We start from the raw sequence: 14,501 nt of genomic DNA on the forward strand, positions 1-14,501 counted from the left end.
CAATACATTATACAAAACGGAAGAACTATGTGAGTTTGTTCTCATAGTTCTTTTTTATTAATTTGCAATACTTATGGATTGCTTACTATATTTTGGATCCTCTAACGCTTTCAAGATAAAATTTGCGACATCTGCCCGAGCAATACTTCTACCCTTTTCTGGAATCCCTTCTACTGCTTCACGATATTTTCCGGTTTCTTCCCCATTCGTTAACCCCATGGGTCTAACTATTGTATAGTCCAAATGATACTTCATAATTGTGTCAACAGCATGTCGATGATCGAGAAGTGGATATTTTAAAGTTTTCATAATCATCTTACCAGAAATCCCCGGTATTTCACCGTATATACCAGCCGATGCGGTATAAATAATTCGATTTACATTGTGCATTTCCATACCTGAAACAATATGATCAATCATTTTGCCTAATTCTTGTGATTCTTTTAATCCTTTGCTTGAAGCGAGGCAGGATACAACTGCGGTTTGGCCTTTTATTGCAGCCGCAACATCATTTGCTTGTAAAGCATTTCCGTGATAAATATGTAAAAAAGGATGTGAAATTTGAAGCTTAGAAGGTGTTCGCACAAATGCAGTCACTTCAATTTGTTTTTCTAAGGCTAAACGAACAACATGCTGCCCTACTCTTCCTGATGCTCCGAAAACAACTATTTTCATAAAATTCAACTCCCTTTTAAAAACATTATATCGAATGTTTTGCTTCAAAATAAAGAAGGAAGATTTGCCCAATTATTATAAAAGTTGAATTTTGAAGCACTTATTAAAGAGCGTTAAGAAACGTTTTTAGGCAAAGAAAGTGACGAGAATAATAATTCTCGTCACTTTCTTTTTATAATTTCACAAGTATTCTTCCTCTTGCTTCTCCTTTAAGTAATGTTGGAAGAACTTCAGGCAGTTGGTGTAAGCTTACTTCTTTTAATACGAGTTTTTCTAAGTTTGTAGGTTTGAAGTCGGTGGCAAGACGTTCCCAAGTTCTTAGCCTTTTTTCCATTGGACAATAGACTGAATCGATTCCAAGTAAGTTAATACCTCTTAAAATAAAAGGAAAAATGGTAGTTGGTATTTTGGTTCCTGCTGTTAATCCGCTTGATGCTACCGAACCTCCGTATTGAATTTGACTTATTACAGAAGCAAGTGGTTCACCACCAACAGGATCAACAGCTGCTACCCATTTTTGTTTACCTAACGCTTTGATCTTTCCATCATAAACATCTTCACGTGAAAGAATCTTTTGTGCACCAAGTTGTAACAAATACTCGTGTTCTGATTCTTTTCCTGTACTAGCTTCAACTAGATATCCTAGAGTAGATAGAATCGATACAGCAAAGCTACCAACTCCTCCCGTTGCTCCGGTTACTAGAACTGTCCCTTTTTCAGGAGTAAGATTATTTTCTTCTAAACGTTGAACAGATAGAGCTGCGGTAAACCCTGCTGTACCTATGATCATAGCCTCTTTCAAAGAGAGGCCTTTTGGAAGTGGAACAACCCAATCAGCTGGTACTCGAGCATATTCACTAAATCCGCCGAAATGAGAGACACCTAGTTCATAACTAGTAACTATTACTTCGTCGCCTTTTTTAAAACGAGTATTATCTGACGAAACCACTACCCCTGCCAAATCAATCCCCGGAACAAAAGGATAATTTTTTACAATATTGCCATTAGGAACAGATGCCAAGCTATCTTTATAATTCACACTCGAATAATGTACGCGAATCAATACCTCTCCTTCAGGTAAATCTTGAAAAGTAAGCTGCTCAATTTCTACTGAGAAATGGTCCTCTTTTTTATCTACCACAAGTGCATGAAATAATTTCTCCATCATTTTAACCCCTTTCAATTACTCATCAATCTCGCGATCTGTATTCTTTGGATTGATTCATAAAAATGTTATTATTGATTGTTTATATCCTTATCAACAAACTGATGAATTTCCAACAGACTTGTTAGTACATATCATTTCTTGATATTGATAAATTCATTATAGATTTCATCATTTGACCGGTCAATATAATTTTGACCAGTCAGAATAAAAATATTCGTTTTTGACTAATTTTTCGACTAGTCATTTTTGTGTATAATAGATTTAATAATAATGGATGGTGAATTTTAATGAGCAATAAAGCCGAAGAACGGCGCGAGCAAATTTTAAGAGCTGCCTTTCAAGCTGTCTCAGACAAAGGCTATCATAGTGTTACCCTTCAGGATATCGCAGACTACGCAGATGTCAGTAAAGGGGTTACAAGTTACTACTTCCAAAATAAGGAGGATGTATTTGGTCACCTACTTGAATGGGTTACTGAAAAAATTTACAGAAATGAAAATGAGGCCATTCGTAAAAAACATACTGCAATTGAAAAATTACAAGCTTATGTCAATGCAGCCTTTTCTAACCCTAATGACAATCGTAAATTTTACAGAGTATATCTTGAATTTCTCGCTCAAGCGAATCATAACAAACAATTTCGTCTAACAAATAACCAGTTTTATGAAAACTGTTGGTCAATTGGACGTGAAATTATTAAGCAAGGTCAAAAAGAAGGAACTTTCGCTCTGGTGGATATTGATCAGGCTTCCTATGCAATCCGAGCACTAATTGATGGATCTCTTATTCAATGGTTAATGCGAAACGATGATCAATTACATGCATTCTATCGTGATAATTGTTTTAAAACAATCTATAGTTACTTAACCAATAAAAATGATTAATATTATAAAAACCGAGAAGTGAATTATTTCTCGGTTTTTTCATGTCTCAAAATTTTAAATTTTTTATGGCTCCCCAATCCCCATTGCCAAAAGTAAAAAGAATGCAAATAGTAATATCAGTCCATTTCCTATTATGCCAATTATGGGAAGTAAAAATCGTTTTGACAATACCCAATAAGATATGGCACATATAATACCAATAATTGATAAGATACTAAAAATAGAAATTATTAAATAAATATCAGCATCTGGTCCTCTTAAACTAAAAAAGAAAATGATAGATACTATTACAAGTACCACTGATATAATACCTGATTTTCCACCTAAACTTTTCTTGTTCAAAACTCATCCCCCTCACCGAAGTTTCTTATTTTATCATACCATTTTTTGGTTACATTAAACTATCCAAAAACCATTACATCCTCCCTAGATTAAAGAAAACGTTTCTATAGACCTTCATGATGATTGCTATTGGTTGTCTTTTTGTATTCGTAAAATTTTTTTAAAATTACTTGATAACATTTTAAATTATCGTTATACTAATTTTTGTTATCCACGATAACAATTATCCAAGATAACTTTTTTTCAATTCCTAAGCCATTAACTTTCCAATCTTCTTACCCATATAATACTGCGACATGTATTTTAGCGTTTGTGATTAATTTAACTTTTCAAATTGATAAAAACTTACATAAAAAATGGAACTTTGCTCTATTTTGCTTCTGATTTCAATGTGTAAAGGTAAGTATTTTTATTGGAAAACTTATTGCTTTGATTAGAGATTTTTTAAAAGGAGATTTTAAATGGAAAAAGAAAAATTATGGACAAAGGATTTTATTAGTATTACTGCAATCAATTTCTTTTTGATGTTAACATTTTATTTGTTGATGGTTACCATCTCAGTCTTTGCTGCTGAGCAGTTTGGGGCAAATGAAAGTAACGCTGGGTTAGCCTCTAGTATTTTCGTCATTGGAGCTCTTTTTGGTCGTGTATTTGGTGGAAAATTGATCAATACGATTGGCCGAAAAAAAATACTACTGCTTGGAATTTTCATCATGATTTTAAGTTCTATTATTTACTTTATTCCTGGTAATCTAAGTTTACTAATGGCAAACCGAGTCTTACATGGATTTGGCTTTGGGGTTGCTGGTACTGCTACTGGAACAATTGTGGCACAAGTTATTCCCAATAGTCGTAAAGGTGAAGGAATTGGTTATTTTGCACTTAGTATGACACTTGCTACTGCAATTGGACCTTTTATCGGTATCTACATTTTAGACCACTTCCAATTCAATGCTATTTTCGTATTTTGCATAATTTGTATTGCTGTTAGTCTAGTTCTTTCAATCCTTATTAAGGTTCAAGAAATCCAGCTTACTGAAGAACAATTAAATGAAATGAAAGGATTCAAATTATCTAATTTTATCGAACGAAAATCTGTTCCAATTACGCTAGTAGCAACAGTAACAGCATTCTGTTATTCAGGTGTCCTGTCTTTCTTAACATTCTATGCTAAAGAAAATCATGTGACAGAAGCAGCAGGTTTCTTCTTTGTTGTCTATGCAGCAGCCGTTCTCATTACACGTCCATTCACAGGTCGTCAATTTGACTTAAAAGGTCCAAACTTTGTTATGTATCCAGCTATTATTGGGTTACTGTTCGCTTTATTTATTCTCAGTCAATCAGATACGGGACTGGTTTTACTAATTGCCGGAGCATTTCTAGGATTCGGCTATGCTACCTACATGTCAAGTTCTCAAGCAGTTGCAATCTCATCTGCTCCCGCTCACCGTGTTGGACTAGCTACTTCAACATTCTTTATCTTAACTGATATTGGATTAGGGGTTGGACCGTTTATCCAAGGATTATTTGTACCATTTGTCGGGTATTCTGGTTTATATATGATTCTAGGAGTTTGTGCAATTCTTTGTTTACCATTACATCATTTTTTATATGGAAAAAATGCTCCAAAAGGAAATGAATAGCTATATTTTGGAGATACTCGAGAAAGGCTTCTGCTTTTCTCGTTTTTTTTGACCAAAATTCGTATACAGTTTTTCTACTTTCTTGTGAATAACAGCATTTATTTGTATTCCATTTCAAATAATCCTATACTCTAAAAGAAATGAATTATTTCTATCATCTCTACTTATAGGAGGTTAATATGGACGAACTAAATTTTTTCCATAATTTTTTACTACTTTATCGCCCTTTAAATAATGTTTTAAATAAAAAATTAGAAGAATATAATCTTTTTACATCACAATGGTCTATTCTATTCTATATAAATAAGTATGAAAACATTACACTTGTGGAAATTGCAAATCATTTGTATGTAGAGCGCCCGACTATTACTCGTGCTGTTCTAAAACTGGAAGAACTAAACTACATAGAACAAATTCAAAGCAACAATCGACGTGAAAAAAGAATTCAACTAACGCCATTAGGGCAAACTGTGTATAATGATATTCGAAAAACATTTGACAACTATCAACAACAAGTTTTAGCCGGCGTTTCTGACGAGGAACTGAAAAAAATGATTCATTTGATGGGGACTATTCGTACAAATATAGTAGAAAATTAAAAAACCTGCAAATTTTGCAGGTTTTTTTTATATCTTATTTTCAAATTTCAATAATACCATAATGAAACTTTGATGTTAATCGAATGTCCCTTTTAAAATGATATCGATCAAATAATGGAGATTTAAAGTGAGCCTTTAAAACAACCCTCTTTTTCGCTACACGTTTCGCCTCAGCAATCCACTCATCTGATAAAGAATCATGTAATCCAGCATTTCTTAGAGGGGTGAAGTTTGTTGACTTCTCAATTGTTTGTTCAAACATTGGATCCATATAAACAACATCAAATGAATGATTTGATTGTTTCTTTAAATAATCGATTGCCAAACTTGGGATAACAGTAATTCTATCCATACATTTTAGTAAAGGCAACTGTGATAGATCATAACTTTTCATTCCCTCATTGACAATAAAGGCCACATTCGGATTTCCTTCACAACCAACTACTTTTCCAGAATTACCAACTGCAAAAGCGGCTAACATACTGTCCGAACCAATCCCTAATGTACAATCAAGCATTGAATTTCCTTCTTCTAAAGCCACTGCATCTAAAAAAGGATCGTGTTCTCCTCTTGCAACACGTTTTAATCGAAATGCTGCAGAACTTGGATGAAAGAAAAATGCCTCATTTGCCCCTAAAGGATAATATTCATAACGATGTTTTCCTGCAACTACTATATTTGCCCGTTCAATCTCTGCAATTTTCTTAACAGATCTCTTTTTTCTCTCTACAAATGAGGCTGTTAGCACCTGACATGCTTTTCTAGCTAATAGGCGTGATTCCTCGTCAGGACGCCCTGCAGTTGTAACAATGGTTTTTATTTCGCACATACTTGATCAAGCACGCCTGCTAAATGATCGCGAACTTGTTCCATTGTATAACCTTCAATTTGTTCACGAGGAATAAAGTACGCTAAATTACCATCTTGCCAAACAGCAATTGATGGTGAGCTTGGTGGTACTTCTTCGAAGAAGCTACGCATTTGAGCAGTAGCTTCACGATCTTGACCAGCAAAAACTGTAACCAAATGATCTGGTTTGTGATCTGCTTTTTCAATTGCAGCTGCTACTGCTGGACGTGCAAGACCTGCTGCACAACCACAAATTGAGTTAATGACAATAAGTGATGTTCCTTTTGATTCTTGCATATGTTCAGCCACTTCATCAGGTGTTTTTAACTCTGTGAAGCCAACATTCACTAATTCTTCGCGCATTGGTTTTACAATGCCTTGCATATATTCTTCGTATGCGTTCATCATTTCATCCTCTTTCTGTTATCTCTATAATCCTTGATATATCGGATTTTCATCTTTTTTATTGTAACTATAATTTCAAAGAATTTCATCTTTCTTCACTCTAAATGTTATTTTTCAGTTACTTTTTTGTTACTTTCTTTAATTCCTGTAATCCTTGCTAATATTATGATACTTAGTTAAAACAAAATCCCCTCATACACTTTTGGTTGAGGGGTTAATCAAAACTTTTATATTCTTTCCCCATAAGCACGATTGTTGCATCTGTTAAATCAACAATTCTCTCAGGTGAAACTACTAACAATCTCCTACCCTTTAACTCAACTTGTTTACACTTTCTAAAATCCTTCTTTGAGTGAAGTAAGAGTGTGTTTCTGTTATCCAGATATATTGCTCTTAAAAAATACTTCTTCATCTCATCACATCTATACTAATAGAAGTAATTCGACAAATTAGCCAAATAACCTTAAATCCAAAGGTGATATTCCTACAACGTTATCTAAACTAATTGGTCCCTGGATACTCATAAACGGGTCACTGTAAAAAAACTCTCTACTTTGTTCGTGGATTCTTGTGATTACTCCCCTATGGAACTCAAACTTCCCATCGTTCCAGATTTTATATTCAAGTTCTAACTTAGAGTTTAGAGCATTCATCAGATTCATTTGCATATCCTCTAGTTCCCATTCTTCTTGTTGTGGTTTTTTAATGTATCCATCACGTCTTTATCTTTTTGCAATAAATGTACATGCTCAGGCATCATCATAGCCATTGACCATTTAATACTGCCACGATCTTTTTGTTTTGCTGATAAATAAACCTGGTATTGTTGTTCTTCGAATGTCATATTGCTTCACGCTCATTTCTTACAGGTAACACAGCAAGAACGTTATTAATAATAAAAGTACGTTTAGCATGTTTCATGAAACAAAAGGCTTGGAACTTGTCACCATTTTGGAATAACCAATAATCCAGGTAATGAAGACGAGGATTCAATTTGCATTATCCCTTTACTGTTTATTAAGTTAGTACCGGCAGATTCTGCTTTTACAAAATTATTATTAAGACTAAAAATAGAAAGTAGCAAAATAATTATCATACTAAACTGTATGATGATTTTGATATTTTTTTGTTTTAAAACCATTTTAATCCACTCCTTTATGAAACATTATAGTTTTTGTAGAATACAAAAAAAGGATTATTTATAAAAATAATCCTTTTAATCCATATAAATTAGTGCTTAATAATTAAATTACCTTATATTAAAATAGCTTTAAATTCCTGAATGATAAATATAAAACTTGTTAGTTAATACTTTTTTCGAACAATCAATTGCTTTTTCGAGATTATCCATTATTTCTTTTTTATTAAAATCATCGAAACCGTCTTCAGAAGTGAATTCATCTGGTTTATCTTGTAAAAATTCCTTCCATGATTTAAATGTTTTTAATAAATTTTCAGCAGATTCCTCGATAAAAAGACTATTACCAGCTCTACTATATCCATCCATTTTCGGTTGGCCATTCATATTTGGATTTAAACAAGGTACATTATTTAACTCATTCTCACCTAAACTATAAATTATATAATCAATAAAATCATCATCAATAATAAAACTTTCAATTACATATTGATTATAACTATCTCTATCATCTTCACTCGGGTAAAAAGCATCTAGCAATTTTTTATCTATAGTATTTGGAATCAAGAAAAATTTATGGGGTATCATATAATCACTCCTAGATATAATAGTTAAATTATAGCATTTATGATAACATATTCATCACAAAGAAACTTATATCGTTAACTTTAACATTATTATCTTTTTAAAATTTCAGTGTATACTTAATCTCACTATGAGTGGGCATTCCATTATGCCAAGATATTTCTTGCTTCCCATAACCAGTCGAAGGTGGGTCCACAACTTTAAGTTGGCCGTCGCATACCACATACACAGCATTTTCATGTAAATCAATTTCAGCAATCATATCTGGATCAATTTCAGTAACTTCGTCTTTTTTTGCTACCAAATTATATTCACCCCACCGATCTAATAGTATTGTCCAATATCTCACCAATTTCTAAAAATTCATCCCTTATCGGACATTTTAAACATTCACTTGTATATTTCTCAGAATCCCTGTATGGGCAACTTTTACATCTAAAATTAAATAGCAATCGTTGCCGTTCTAATGCCTCCTTGCGTATGCAAGAAATCATTTATCTCACCACTTTAATATTTTTTATAAATAAACGAATCTTTTAAGATTCTAAAGCGTATAAACTATTAACATTTTGGTAAACATGGAGATAAGACGGCCTCGTAAACCGTCTAATTTTTCTCCACTTTTTCTTTTAGTACACACGTTTGAATTCCCGGTTCAAGCGTGTTTTTTATTTTCCAACTGCATCAATACGGCATATAAGCCACTATTCTTACATTCCGTTTGAATCTTACTAATTTGTCGCCATCCACGTTCTTGATGCGCTTTGATTTTTTGCTCAACATCGTATGGAGTAGATGCTCTTACTATTTTTCGATTATTTTCTCTTCCCCAAGCCATTAAGATGCACACCCTTTCGCGAATTTGTTATATTCATCTTCTAATCGTTCATCACACCAATGGTTGTAGAAACCTTTGCGAGTTACATTGATACACTCTAAGTATTCCTCCACGGCTTTGCGTTCTTCATCAGATAGCTTCATGAAATACCTCCTAGTATCCAGCTGCTTGGCGTTGGTGATTAATTTTATTTTTAACGAAGTATGCTTGTTCTATTTGGTCCCATGTGAAGTTGAGTGCTTTTGACAACTCTGCTAATTTTTTCAGCACACCAATAACACCACGATTATCTTTGTCGTAAAACGATAATTCATTAAATAAATCTAAAAATACATACATAGGATTTTTAGCTTCCTCTTTTTCTAATACCCCCTTCATGATTGCTTGCATTTCATTTGTGGTACATGGTGGATTCTCATTCCAAATATCGAATGCGAAGTGAAGGCAATCGACGTATTCTAGTAACAGTGGATTAAGACCTGTACCATCGCAATTTTCACAATCCTCTGTGCTATGTCCATCTACTGGATTAAAATAATCGAAAAATCCTTCTCCGTTGCATGCTTCACAAACAGCATCATTCACTGTTTCGCCTTGGTAACTACTCCAAAACTTAAACCCACGCCACTCATTCGCACATTCACCAAGTTCAACGAGTAAAGCCAAAATCTTTTTACTTAACCGATCTTCACCATCTTGTACTGGATGATGTTTTTCTATATCTGCATCAAGCACTGCTTGTGCTTCAAATAATTTTTGTAAGTTCATATTGTCCTCCTTGAATTAAAGTAGTGAACCGTCAATTAATAAAACTGATGGTTTTTCATTTCTTAGCAATTCTAAAACTTCACTTATGGGCATTAAATCTTTGCTGTCTTCATCAAAAGCACGACTAGTCTTTACAATCGCATAATCAGAAGGAACTTCTTTAATTTCTTCGTAAGGATTTACACCTTCATCAAAGTTAGCTACTACATCGTTATAAACATTAATTGCAACTTCCCTTTGCTTTAATTAGTGCATAATACGGTTCTTGTACCTCGTAAAATTTGTTTTCCATTTTCTATCTTCCTTTCTTGTTTAGGTTTAAGTTTGTCAGAATGGCAGATCATCTTCCATATTCTGATTATTGTTCGGTGCACTATTAGCAAATGGATCTTCATCAACTCTTGTGTAATTCTGTTGTTGATTATTACCACCATATTGCCCTGTATTTGCGTTTTGTTGTGGCGCTTGGTAATTTGTTTGAATGGTCGATTAATGGCTAAACGGAATCTACATACTGCTACTCCTGATGGTGTGTACTTTAGTTCTGGATCAGCAGTTAATCTCCCAACTCCAACGTAATTGTTAATCACTTATGTCTTCCCTCCCATTCCATCTTGAACATGAATACTACTCCTGCGATGACTGTTGTTGTAATTAAAATATCTGAAACTGACAATCTACTATCCTCCTTTGTATCGCTAAATCTACGTTGTATATTTTTACTATAATTGTTCATTACTCCTATACGTTATGGTATAATTAACCAATTGAAAGGAGGTTTAATAATTGGACAGTTTTGATCCTGTATTCGCATTTATACCAATTTTAGTGATTTTATTTTACATATCCATGATTGTATTTACTGTTTATTTCATGGTGAAAGTCCTTAAAAATCAGAATGATATCAAGGGATTTTTAAATGATATTTCTGACAAGCTAAATCAAAAAGATTAGAAGGGGAAACCCTTCTTTTTTTGTGTCACAAAATCTACGAACTGTGCATTACTTATCTCTAAAACACGTGGTATAATTATCCAAAAATGTGGAGGATTTAAAATGCTCTTACTTTACTATTTGCCAATTATTTTAGTAATATTTCAGCTTTGGTTTTTATTTAAATTCCTTTTCATACTTCAAAAAAATAACAAATTACTAAAAACTATTGCTGACAGGTTAGACAAGCAAAATGAGTAGGCAGGGAAACCTGTCTTTTTTATTTCACATCATCTACGAATAGTTCATTAATTAAGAATTTCCCATATTATGCAAGTTACAAGCCAACCTATAAACGTACCTAGCGCAAATGATTTAGGATGAAAATTTTTCATATTATCTTCCTTTCAGCTACTACATATTTTTCTTCTACTGTTCATTTAATCCCCATCACAACAAATCCATCTTGCTGCTCAAGGTGGATAAAAATGAGAATTAACTATACGCATTTAGAGGATTACATCAAAAATCTTTATCTAAATATTGGTATCACAGAGCCTAAACAGCTTGAAATGAAAATTATCGCTTCACGATTGCATATGAAAGTACTATTCGTTCCTTTTAAATCGATGTGTACTGGAAGTTTAATTTGTATTGATGCTAGATTGACTAAAGAACAACAATGGCAGCAATTTGGTCATGAACTTTGTCATGCATTATGGCATAGTGGAAATCAATTAGGTGTTTCCCTAAACAACTTCACACTTATATGCTTCGTCATACCCATATAAGTTTGCTTGCTGAAGCCGGTGTGGATCTTCCTTACATTATGAATCGAGTTGGCCATAAAAATTCAAAGACAACTACTGAAATTTATTTACACGTTACAAAAGGTATGCGGGTAAATGCCAGAAGTAAAATGCATATTAAGTTTAGTAATTTACTAAATTAAAAAATAGGCACTATTTAAGTGCCTATTTAGCATAATATTTGTCCAATAAAATAATTATTTGACTTTTTCTTCAAAAAATCTATATAAAGATCATAAATAACAGATATCCATAGAAAATTTATAATAATTTCTTTAGAATCATACGGTAGGATATCTACATCATGAAAATTATTCGCATGTGCGAACAAATTTCTTACTTTTAAAATTTCATCATTTTTTAAACTATATTCACCTAATCTAGCCTTAAAATATTTATTAAATTTCCCCCAATTTTTCTTAAAATATCTATCTCTTATTGCTATACTTACTGTTTTATATTGTTCTGCACAGCAAATATACCTGTACTTAACACTATCAGACACCATATCAATAAGACTCATTGGCTTAGAAGGTACAGTTCCATTATTAATCATTTCTTGAGCTTCATATGCTTGTGAATACATTATGTAAAATTCTTGAACAAAAGAATATTTTTCATTTTCTTTAATCCATTTCATCAATATATCATGCATGAAATCCCTCCTGAGCGAAAAATGTATGAAAATCAGAATAAATGTTATTAAATTGTTATTTTTTGAGTAATAAAAAGAAGAAAATAAGCCACAAACGTTGATAAAACAAGGGTTTCAAAAATGATGAACGCATATATTCTTCGTATGCGTTCATGATTTCATCCTCTTTCGAATACTTTTAATTTCCTTATATTTTCAAGGTTTTTACTCTCTTATTGTATATGTACTTTCATTTAATTTCATCCATTTTTACTCTTCATGTGATTTTTATGTGATTTTTTCACCTAAAATCACCACTCAATGATCCCGTACCAATTTCAAAAACCTTTGGATAAAGAGTCCATAAAAACAAGCACTATATCTTTTAACAAACAAACTGCAGAAGCGAAAGGGTTATTCCCGATTTTTAAGCCTAAACCAACACCCAAGAAAAAGAAAAAAATAACAGCTCTACTTTATAAAGGTGCAAAGAAGAAGGTATTAAAGTTAAAGGAAGAAATTCTACATATAAATATTCAAAAGTATGGGTACCCTTTACATCTATAATTAAATAGCAACCTCTGCGGATCTAATGTCTTTGGCGTAGTTTTGAAATCATTCATTTCACCATTTTAATATTTTATATTAACAGACGAATCTTTTGAATAACTTAATAACAAATTGTTAAAGATGGAGCTAGACGGTATGCTAATCGTCTGCTCACAACTCTTTTCTTAGTTACACGTTTGAATGGCGGTTCAAGCGTGTTTTTTATTTTCCAACTGCATCAATACACCTGAACGTCCAAACGCAAGATTAGAGGATATCCCAGCTGGAGCAAGATTTAATGAGCCTGAAATAAGTGCTGCTCTTACAAGAGATGTTGTTTCTGGTTTATTATCTTCAGTCAAGGCATCGGTATGTCAATTAGGGAAGATATAGGTATGATGTTCCCCAATTCCAATAAAACGGCACTACTCCAATTGCATTACCACCCAATAGAGAAAAATACTAGTCACTCCAATTTAATATACATAATAATTTGCACTAATTAAACAAACTGTTATTTTTTACAATCCCCACTGGTAGTAATAAAATATTTTATTAGAATTCTAATATTAATAAAGAAATAAATCTCCTAAACAAAAAAGCCAACTTTAAAAGTTGACTTTTTGGGGATGCAAATTATTTTTTTATTATTCGGTTGGAGTTGTTGTTTCTACTGGTGTTGTAGCGTCATTTGATTGTGTTGATTGATCTTCTGAATTCGCTTGATCATTATTATCTTGTGCATCAGTTTGTTCACCATTATCTTGTGAATCCGTTTGTTCATTGTTATCTTCTGTTCCTGGTTGATCTGTAGTTGTAGATTCATCATCCGTTTTTGGAGTAGTAGCTTGTTCTACTAAAGATTTCAAACGTTCAATTTCATCTGCAACCAATTGTTGTAGTTCTTTTGATTTCGTTGATAAAGCTTCATACTCTGTAGCATTTAATCTCTTTTTTCTATTTTCATTTTTTAATTGTTTATCCATTGCACGAAGCTTGTTGATCTCTGCTTTTAATTTTCCTTTATAACTTTGATACTTTTTGGAAGCCGTTTTTTTATTTAACTCTTTATCCACCGTTCCATCTTCACTGACAGCAAAATCTGTGTTGATTGATTGAGAAATCTTATTAATAGTAGAATCTACACTATTCATTCGTTTTTCGATAGTCTTACTATATTTGGATTTCAATTTTTTAGTTTCTTTTTGATCTTGATTTTTTTTGTCTTTATGATTTGTTTTATTTTGATCTTTTTGATCTTTTTGATCTTTTTGATTTTCTTCGGCATTTACATTTTCCTGATCTTTTTGAACTTGTTCTTTTTGATGTTCAGATTTTCCATGATTTGAACCTTTCGCACTTGCGAATGAAGCTGTTCCTAAAACTAAACTAACTGCTACTAAACTAGATAAAACTTTTGTAGAACTTTTTGTTTTCATTACCTTTTCCTCCTAATGGGTAACGGTAGCTGGCTGGCATAGATAAGTTATCCTTAGCCCCGATAGCTTTGTGACATCAGATTTCCCTGATTGTACCCTTTTGATTTTAATCAATTAATTTATCGTACTCTTTCAGGAAATTTGAAGAGCATTTTATTATTTTTTCTTAAAATAACATCCAACCTATGTACACACAATTTAATGGGGGTTCTCATAACTTAATAATAATGGGAAGAGAGATGA

Annotated in this window: 23 protein-coding genes, 2 pseudogenes and 1 riboswitch; of the genes and pseudogenes, 8 read left to right on the forward strand and 17 right to left on the reverse strand. The window is 32.7% G+C overall.

From position 1 onward, the window contains the following. Positions 1-57: 57 nt before the first annotated feature. Together CEF14_RS08055 and CEF14_RS08060 are read right to left on the reverse strand one after the other, a co-directional pair. Positions 58-675 (reverse strand): NAD(P)-dependent oxidoreductase, encoded by a 618-nt coding sequence (locus CEF14_RS08055; RefSeq protein WP_102692379.1) that lies wholly within the window; start codon positions 673-675, stop codon positions 58-60. 172 nt (positions 676-847) lie between these two features. Further along, positions 848-1,840: an NADPH:quinone oxidoreductase family protein gene (locus tag CEF14_RS08060; protein WP_102692380.1), complete on the reverse strand. Its 993-nt coding sequence runs from the start codon at positions 1,838-1,840 to the stop codon at positions 848-850. A 290-nt stretch (positions 1,841-2,130) separates the two neighbouring features. Between CEF14_RS08060 and CEF14_RS08065 the strand changes: the two genes are divergently transcribed. Then, a complete protein-coding gene (locus CEF14_RS08065) occupies positions 2,131-2,727 on the forward strand; it encodes a TetR/AcrR family transcriptional regulator (RefSeq protein ID WP_102692381.1) in 597 nt (198 codons plus the stop codon). A gap of 63 nt (positions 2,728-2,790) precedes the next feature. On the opposite strand, the gene CEF14_RS08070 is transcribed toward CEF14_RS08065, so the two are convergent. Next, a complete protein-coding gene (locus tag CEF14_RS08070) occupies positions 2,791-3,069 on the reverse strand; it encodes a hypothetical protein (protein WP_245890108.1) in 279 nt (92 codons plus the stop codon). 461 nt (positions 3,070-3,530) lie between these two features. Here CEF14_RS08070 and CEF14_RS08075 point away from each other — a divergent pair, with 461 nt between their 5' ends. Both CEF14_RS08075 and CEF14_RS08080 read left to right on the forward strand, forming a co-directional pair. Beyond that, complete coding sequence (locus CEF14_RS08075) at positions 3,531-4,712, forward strand: MFS transporter (protein ID WP_102692382.1); 1,182 nt, start codon at positions 3,531-3,533, stop codon at positions 4,710-4,712. A 179-nt stretch (positions 4,713-4,891) separates the two neighbouring features. Beyond that, positions 4,892-5,311 (forward strand): MarR family winged helix-turn-helix transcriptional regulator, encoded by a 420-nt coding sequence (locus CEF14_RS08080; RefSeq protein ID WP_102692383.1) that lies wholly within the window; start codon positions 4,892-4,894, stop codon positions 5,309-5,311. 40 nt (positions 5,312-5,351) lie between these two features. Here the strand turns inward: CEF14_RS08080 and CEF14_RS08085 are convergent, their stop codons facing one another. From CEF14_RS08085 to CEF14_RS19265, 12 genes and pseudogenes are all read right to left on the reverse strand, one after another. Next, positions 5,352-6,140 carry a class I SAM-dependent methyltransferase gene (locus CEF14_RS08085; protein WP_102692384.1) on the reverse strand — a complete coding sequence of 263 codons (789 nt, stop codon included), beginning with the start codon at positions 6,138-6,140 and terminating at the stop codon, positions 5,352-5,354. Next, positions 6,128-6,565, reverse strand: coding sequence for a BrxA/BrxB family bacilliredoxin (locus tag CEF14_RS08090; RefSeq protein WP_102692385.1), 438 nt, complete (start codon positions 6,563-6,565; stop codon positions 6,128-6,130). Before CEF14_RS08090 ends, CEF14_RS08085 begins: the two co-directional genes overlap by 13 nt. A gap of 214 nt (positions 6,566-6,779) precedes the next feature. After that, a complete protein-coding gene (locus CEF14_RS19150; RefSeq protein ID WP_102692386.1) occupies positions 6,780-6,977 on the reverse strand; it encodes a hypothetical protein in 198 nt (65 codons plus the stop codon). Positions 6,978-7,014: 37 nt separating this feature from the next. After that, the gene (locus CEF14_RS19470; protein WP_102692387.1) at positions 7,015-7,233 is read right to left on the reverse strand and encodes a YolD-like family protein; all 219 of its coding nucleotides are present in this window, start codon (positions 7,231-7,233) and stop codon (positions 7,015-7,017) included. 5 nt (positions 7,234-7,238) lie between these two features. Continuing rightward, the gene (locus tag CEF14_RS19000) at positions 7,239-7,409 is read right to left on the reverse strand and encodes a hypothetical protein (protein WP_170061483.1); all 171 of its coding nucleotides are present in this window, start codon (positions 7,407-7,409) and stop codon (positions 7,239-7,241) included. Positions 7,410-7,508: 99 nt separating this feature from the next. Next, on the reverse strand, positions 7,509-7,706 hold the full coding sequence (locus tag CEF14_RS19005; RefSeq protein ID WP_170061484.1) for a hypothetical protein: 198 nt from the start codon (positions 7,704-7,706) through the stop codon (positions 7,509-7,511). A 129-nt stretch (positions 7,707-7,835) separates the two neighbouring features. Beyond that, the gene (locus tag CEF14_RS08110; protein WP_102692388.1) at positions 7,836-8,291 is read right to left on the reverse strand and encodes a hypothetical protein; all 456 of its coding nucleotides are present in this window, start codon (positions 8,289-8,291) and stop codon (positions 7,836-7,838) included. Positions 8,292-8,388: 97 nt separating this feature from the next. Beyond that, a complete protein-coding gene (locus CEF14_RS08115; RefSeq protein ID WP_245890109.1) occupies positions 8,389-8,637 on the reverse strand; it encodes a DUF3954 domain-containing protein in 249 nt (82 codons plus the stop codon). Between the two features lie 306 nt (positions 8,638-8,943). Then, positions 8,944-9,126: a hypothetical protein gene (locus CEF14_RS08120; RefSeq protein WP_102692389.1), complete on the reverse strand. Its 183-nt coding sequence runs from the start codon at positions 9,124-9,126 to the stop codon at positions 8,944-8,946. Further along, positions 9,126-9,269, reverse strand: coding sequence for a hypothetical protein (locus CEF14_RS19010; protein WP_170061485.1), 144 nt, complete (start codon positions 9,267-9,269; stop codon positions 9,126-9,128). Before CEF14_RS19010 ends, CEF14_RS08120 begins: the two co-directional genes overlap by 1 nt. A gap of 10 nt (positions 9,270-9,279) precedes the next feature. Next, a complete protein-coding gene (locus CEF14_RS08125; protein WP_102692390.1) occupies positions 9,280-9,894 on the reverse strand; it encodes a dUTP diphosphatase in 615 nt (204 codons plus the stop codon). Between the two features lie 479 nt (positions 9,895-10,373). Further along, a pseudogene (locus tag CEF14_RS19265) lies at positions 10,374-10,484 on the reverse strand (single-stranded DNA-binding protein); the annotation flags it as partial. Between the two features lie 196 nt (positions 10,485-10,680). Here CEF14_RS19265 and CEF14_RS19015 point away from each other — a divergent pair. The 3 genes from CEF14_RS19015 (at position 10,681) to CEF14_RS08145 (ending at position 11,779) form a co-directional block, all read left to right on the forward strand. Further along, the gene (locus CEF14_RS19015) at positions 10,681-10,848 is read left to right on the forward strand and encodes a hypothetical protein (protein ID WP_170061486.1); all 168 of its coding nucleotides are present in this window, start codon (positions 10,681-10,683) and stop codon (positions 10,846-10,848) included. Between the two features lie 467 nt (positions 10,849-11,315). After that, positions 11,316-11,618 carry an ImmA/IrrE family metallo-endopeptidase gene (locus tag CEF14_RS08140; RefSeq protein WP_102692392.1) on the forward strand — a complete coding sequence of 101 codons (303 nt, stop codon included), beginning with the start codon at positions 11,316-11,318 and terminating at the stop codon, positions 11,616-11,618. Continuing rightward, positions 11,597-11,779: a tyrosine-type recombinase/integrase gene (locus CEF14_RS08145; RefSeq protein WP_102692393.1), complete on the forward strand. Its 183-nt coding sequence runs from the start codon at positions 11,597-11,599 to the stop codon at positions 11,777-11,779. The genes CEF14_RS08140 and CEF14_RS08145 overlap by 22 nt, the downstream gene beginning before the upstream one ends. A 26-nt stretch (positions 11,780-11,805) precedes the next feature. Here the strand turns inward: CEF14_RS08145 and CEF14_RS08150 are convergent, their stop codons facing one another. Next, on the reverse strand, positions 11,806-12,291 hold the full coding sequence (locus tag CEF14_RS08150) for a hypothetical protein (protein ID WP_102692394.1): 486 nt from the start codon (positions 12,289-12,291) through the stop codon (positions 11,806-11,808). 300 nt (positions 12,292-12,591) lie between these two features. Here CEF14_RS08150 and CEF14_RS19020 point away from each other — a divergent pair, with 300 nt between their 5' ends. Together CEF14_RS19020 and CEF14_RS19520 are read left to right on the forward strand one after the other, a co-directional pair. Further along, positions 12,592-12,837, forward strand: a complete 246-nt coding sequence (locus tag CEF14_RS19020) for a hypothetical protein (protein WP_102692395.1) — start codon at positions 12,592-12,594, stop codon at positions 12,835-12,837. 225 nt (positions 12,838-13,062) lie between these two features. Then, positions 13,063-13,223: pseudogene (locus CEF14_RS19520) on the forward strand (DUF3231 family protein); the annotation flags it as partial. Between the two features lie 243 nt (positions 13,224-13,466). Here the strand turns inward: CEF14_RS19520 and CEF14_RS08160 are convergent. Continuing rightward, positions 13,467-14,258 (reverse strand): hypothetical protein, encoded by a 792-nt coding sequence (locus tag CEF14_RS08160; RefSeq protein WP_102692396.1) that lies wholly within the window; start codon positions 14,256-14,258, stop codon positions 13,467-13,469. A 21-nt stretch (positions 14,259-14,279) separates the two neighbouring features. Continuing rightward, positions 14,280-14,365, reverse strand: a riboswitch (cyclic di-GMP riboswitch). Positions 14,366-14,501 lie beyond the last annotated feature (136 nt).

The sequence above is a fragment of the Rummeliibacillus pycnus genome (assembly GCF_002884495.1).
Taxonomy (GTDB): domain Bacteria; phylum Bacillota; class Bacilli; order Bacillales_A; family Planococcaceae; genus Rummeliibacillus; species Rummeliibacillus pycnus.

What these genes read in the sequence shown, in the direction of transcription:
- CEF14_RS19000 (WP_170061483.1), bottom strand. Translation starts at nt 7,409, where the DNA reads ATGACATTCGAAGAACAACAATACCAGGTTTATTTATCAGCAAAACAA.
- CEF14_RS19010 (WP_170061485.1), bottom strand. Translation starts at nt 9,269, where the DNA reads ATGAAGCTATCTGATGAAGAACGCAAAGCCGTGGAGGAATACTTAGAG.
- CEF14_RS08085 (WP_102692384.1), bottom strand. Translation starts at nt 6,140, where the DNA reads ATGTGCGAAATAAAAACCATTGTTACAACTGCAGGGCGTCCTGACGAG.
- CEF14_RS08140 (WP_102692392.1), top strand. Translation starts at nt 11,316, where the DNA reads ATGAGAATTAACTATACGCATTTAGAGGATTACATCAAAAATCTTTAT.
- CEF14_RS08125 (WP_102692390.1), bottom strand. Translation starts at nt 9,894, where the DNA reads ATGAACTTACAAAAATTATTTGAAGCACAAGCAGTGCTTGATGCAGAT.
- CEF14_RS19020 (WP_102692395.1), top strand. Translation starts at nt 12,592, where the DNA reads ATGATCCCGTACCAATTTCAAAAACCTTTGGATAAAGAGTCCATAAAA.
- CEF14_RS08110 (WP_102692388.1), bottom strand. Translation starts at nt 8,291, where the DNA reads ATGATACCCCATAAATTTTTCTTGATTCCAAATACTATAGATAAAAAA.
- CEF14_RS19470 (WP_102692387.1), bottom strand. Translation starts at nt 7,233, where the DNA reads ATGCAAATGAATCTGATGAATGCTCTAAACTCTAAGTTAGAACTTGAA.
- CEF14_RS08060 (WP_102692380.1), bottom strand. Translation starts at nt 1,840, where the DNA reads ATGGAGAAATTATTTCATGCACTTGTGGTAGATAAAAAAGAGGACCAT.
- CEF14_RS08090 (WP_102692385.1), bottom strand. Translation starts at nt 6,565, where the DNA reads ATGAACGCATACGAAGAATATATGCAAGGCATTGTAAAACCAATGCGC.
- CEF14_RS08120 (WP_102692389.1), bottom strand. Translation starts at nt 9,126, where the DNA reads ATGGCTTGGGGAAGAGAAAATAATCGAAAAATAGTAAGAGCATCTACT.
- CEF14_RS08075 (WP_102692382.1), top strand. Translation starts at nt 3,531, where the DNA reads ATGGAAAAAGAAAAATTATGGACAAAGGATTTTATTAGTATTACTGCA.
- CEF14_RS08055 (WP_102692379.1), bottom strand. Translation starts at nt 675, where the DNA reads ATGAAAATAGTTGTTTTCGGAGCATCAGGAAGAGTAGGGCAGCATGTT.
- CEF14_RS19150 (WP_102692386.1), bottom strand. Translation starts at nt 6,977, where the DNA reads ATGAAGAAGTATTTTTTAAGAGCAATATATCTGGATAACAGAAACACA.
- CEF14_RS08145 (WP_102692393.1), top strand. Translation starts at nt 11,597, where the DNA reads ATGCTTCGTCATACCCATATAAGTTTGCTTGCTGAAGCCGGTGTGGAT.
- CEF14_RS19005 (WP_170061484.1), bottom strand. Translation starts at nt 7,706, where the DNA reads ATGGTTTTAAAACAAAAAAATATCAAAATCATCATACAGTTTAGTATG.
- CEF14_RS08065 (WP_102692381.1), top strand. Translation starts at nt 2,131, where the DNA reads ATGAGCAATAAAGCCGAAGAACGGCGCGAGCAAATTTTAAGAGCTGCC.
- CEF14_RS08150 (WP_102692394.1), bottom strand. Translation starts at nt 12,291, where the DNA reads ATGCATGATATATTGATGAAATGGATTAAAGAAAATGAAAAATATTCT.
- CEF14_RS08080 (WP_102692383.1), top strand. Translation starts at nt 4,892, where the DNA reads ATGGACGAACTAAATTTTTTCCATAATTTTTTACTACTTTATCGCCCT.
- CEF14_RS08160 (WP_102692396.1), bottom strand. Translation starts at nt 14,258, where the DNA reads ATGAAAACAAAAAGTTCTACAAAAGTTTTATCTAGTTTAGTAGCAGTT.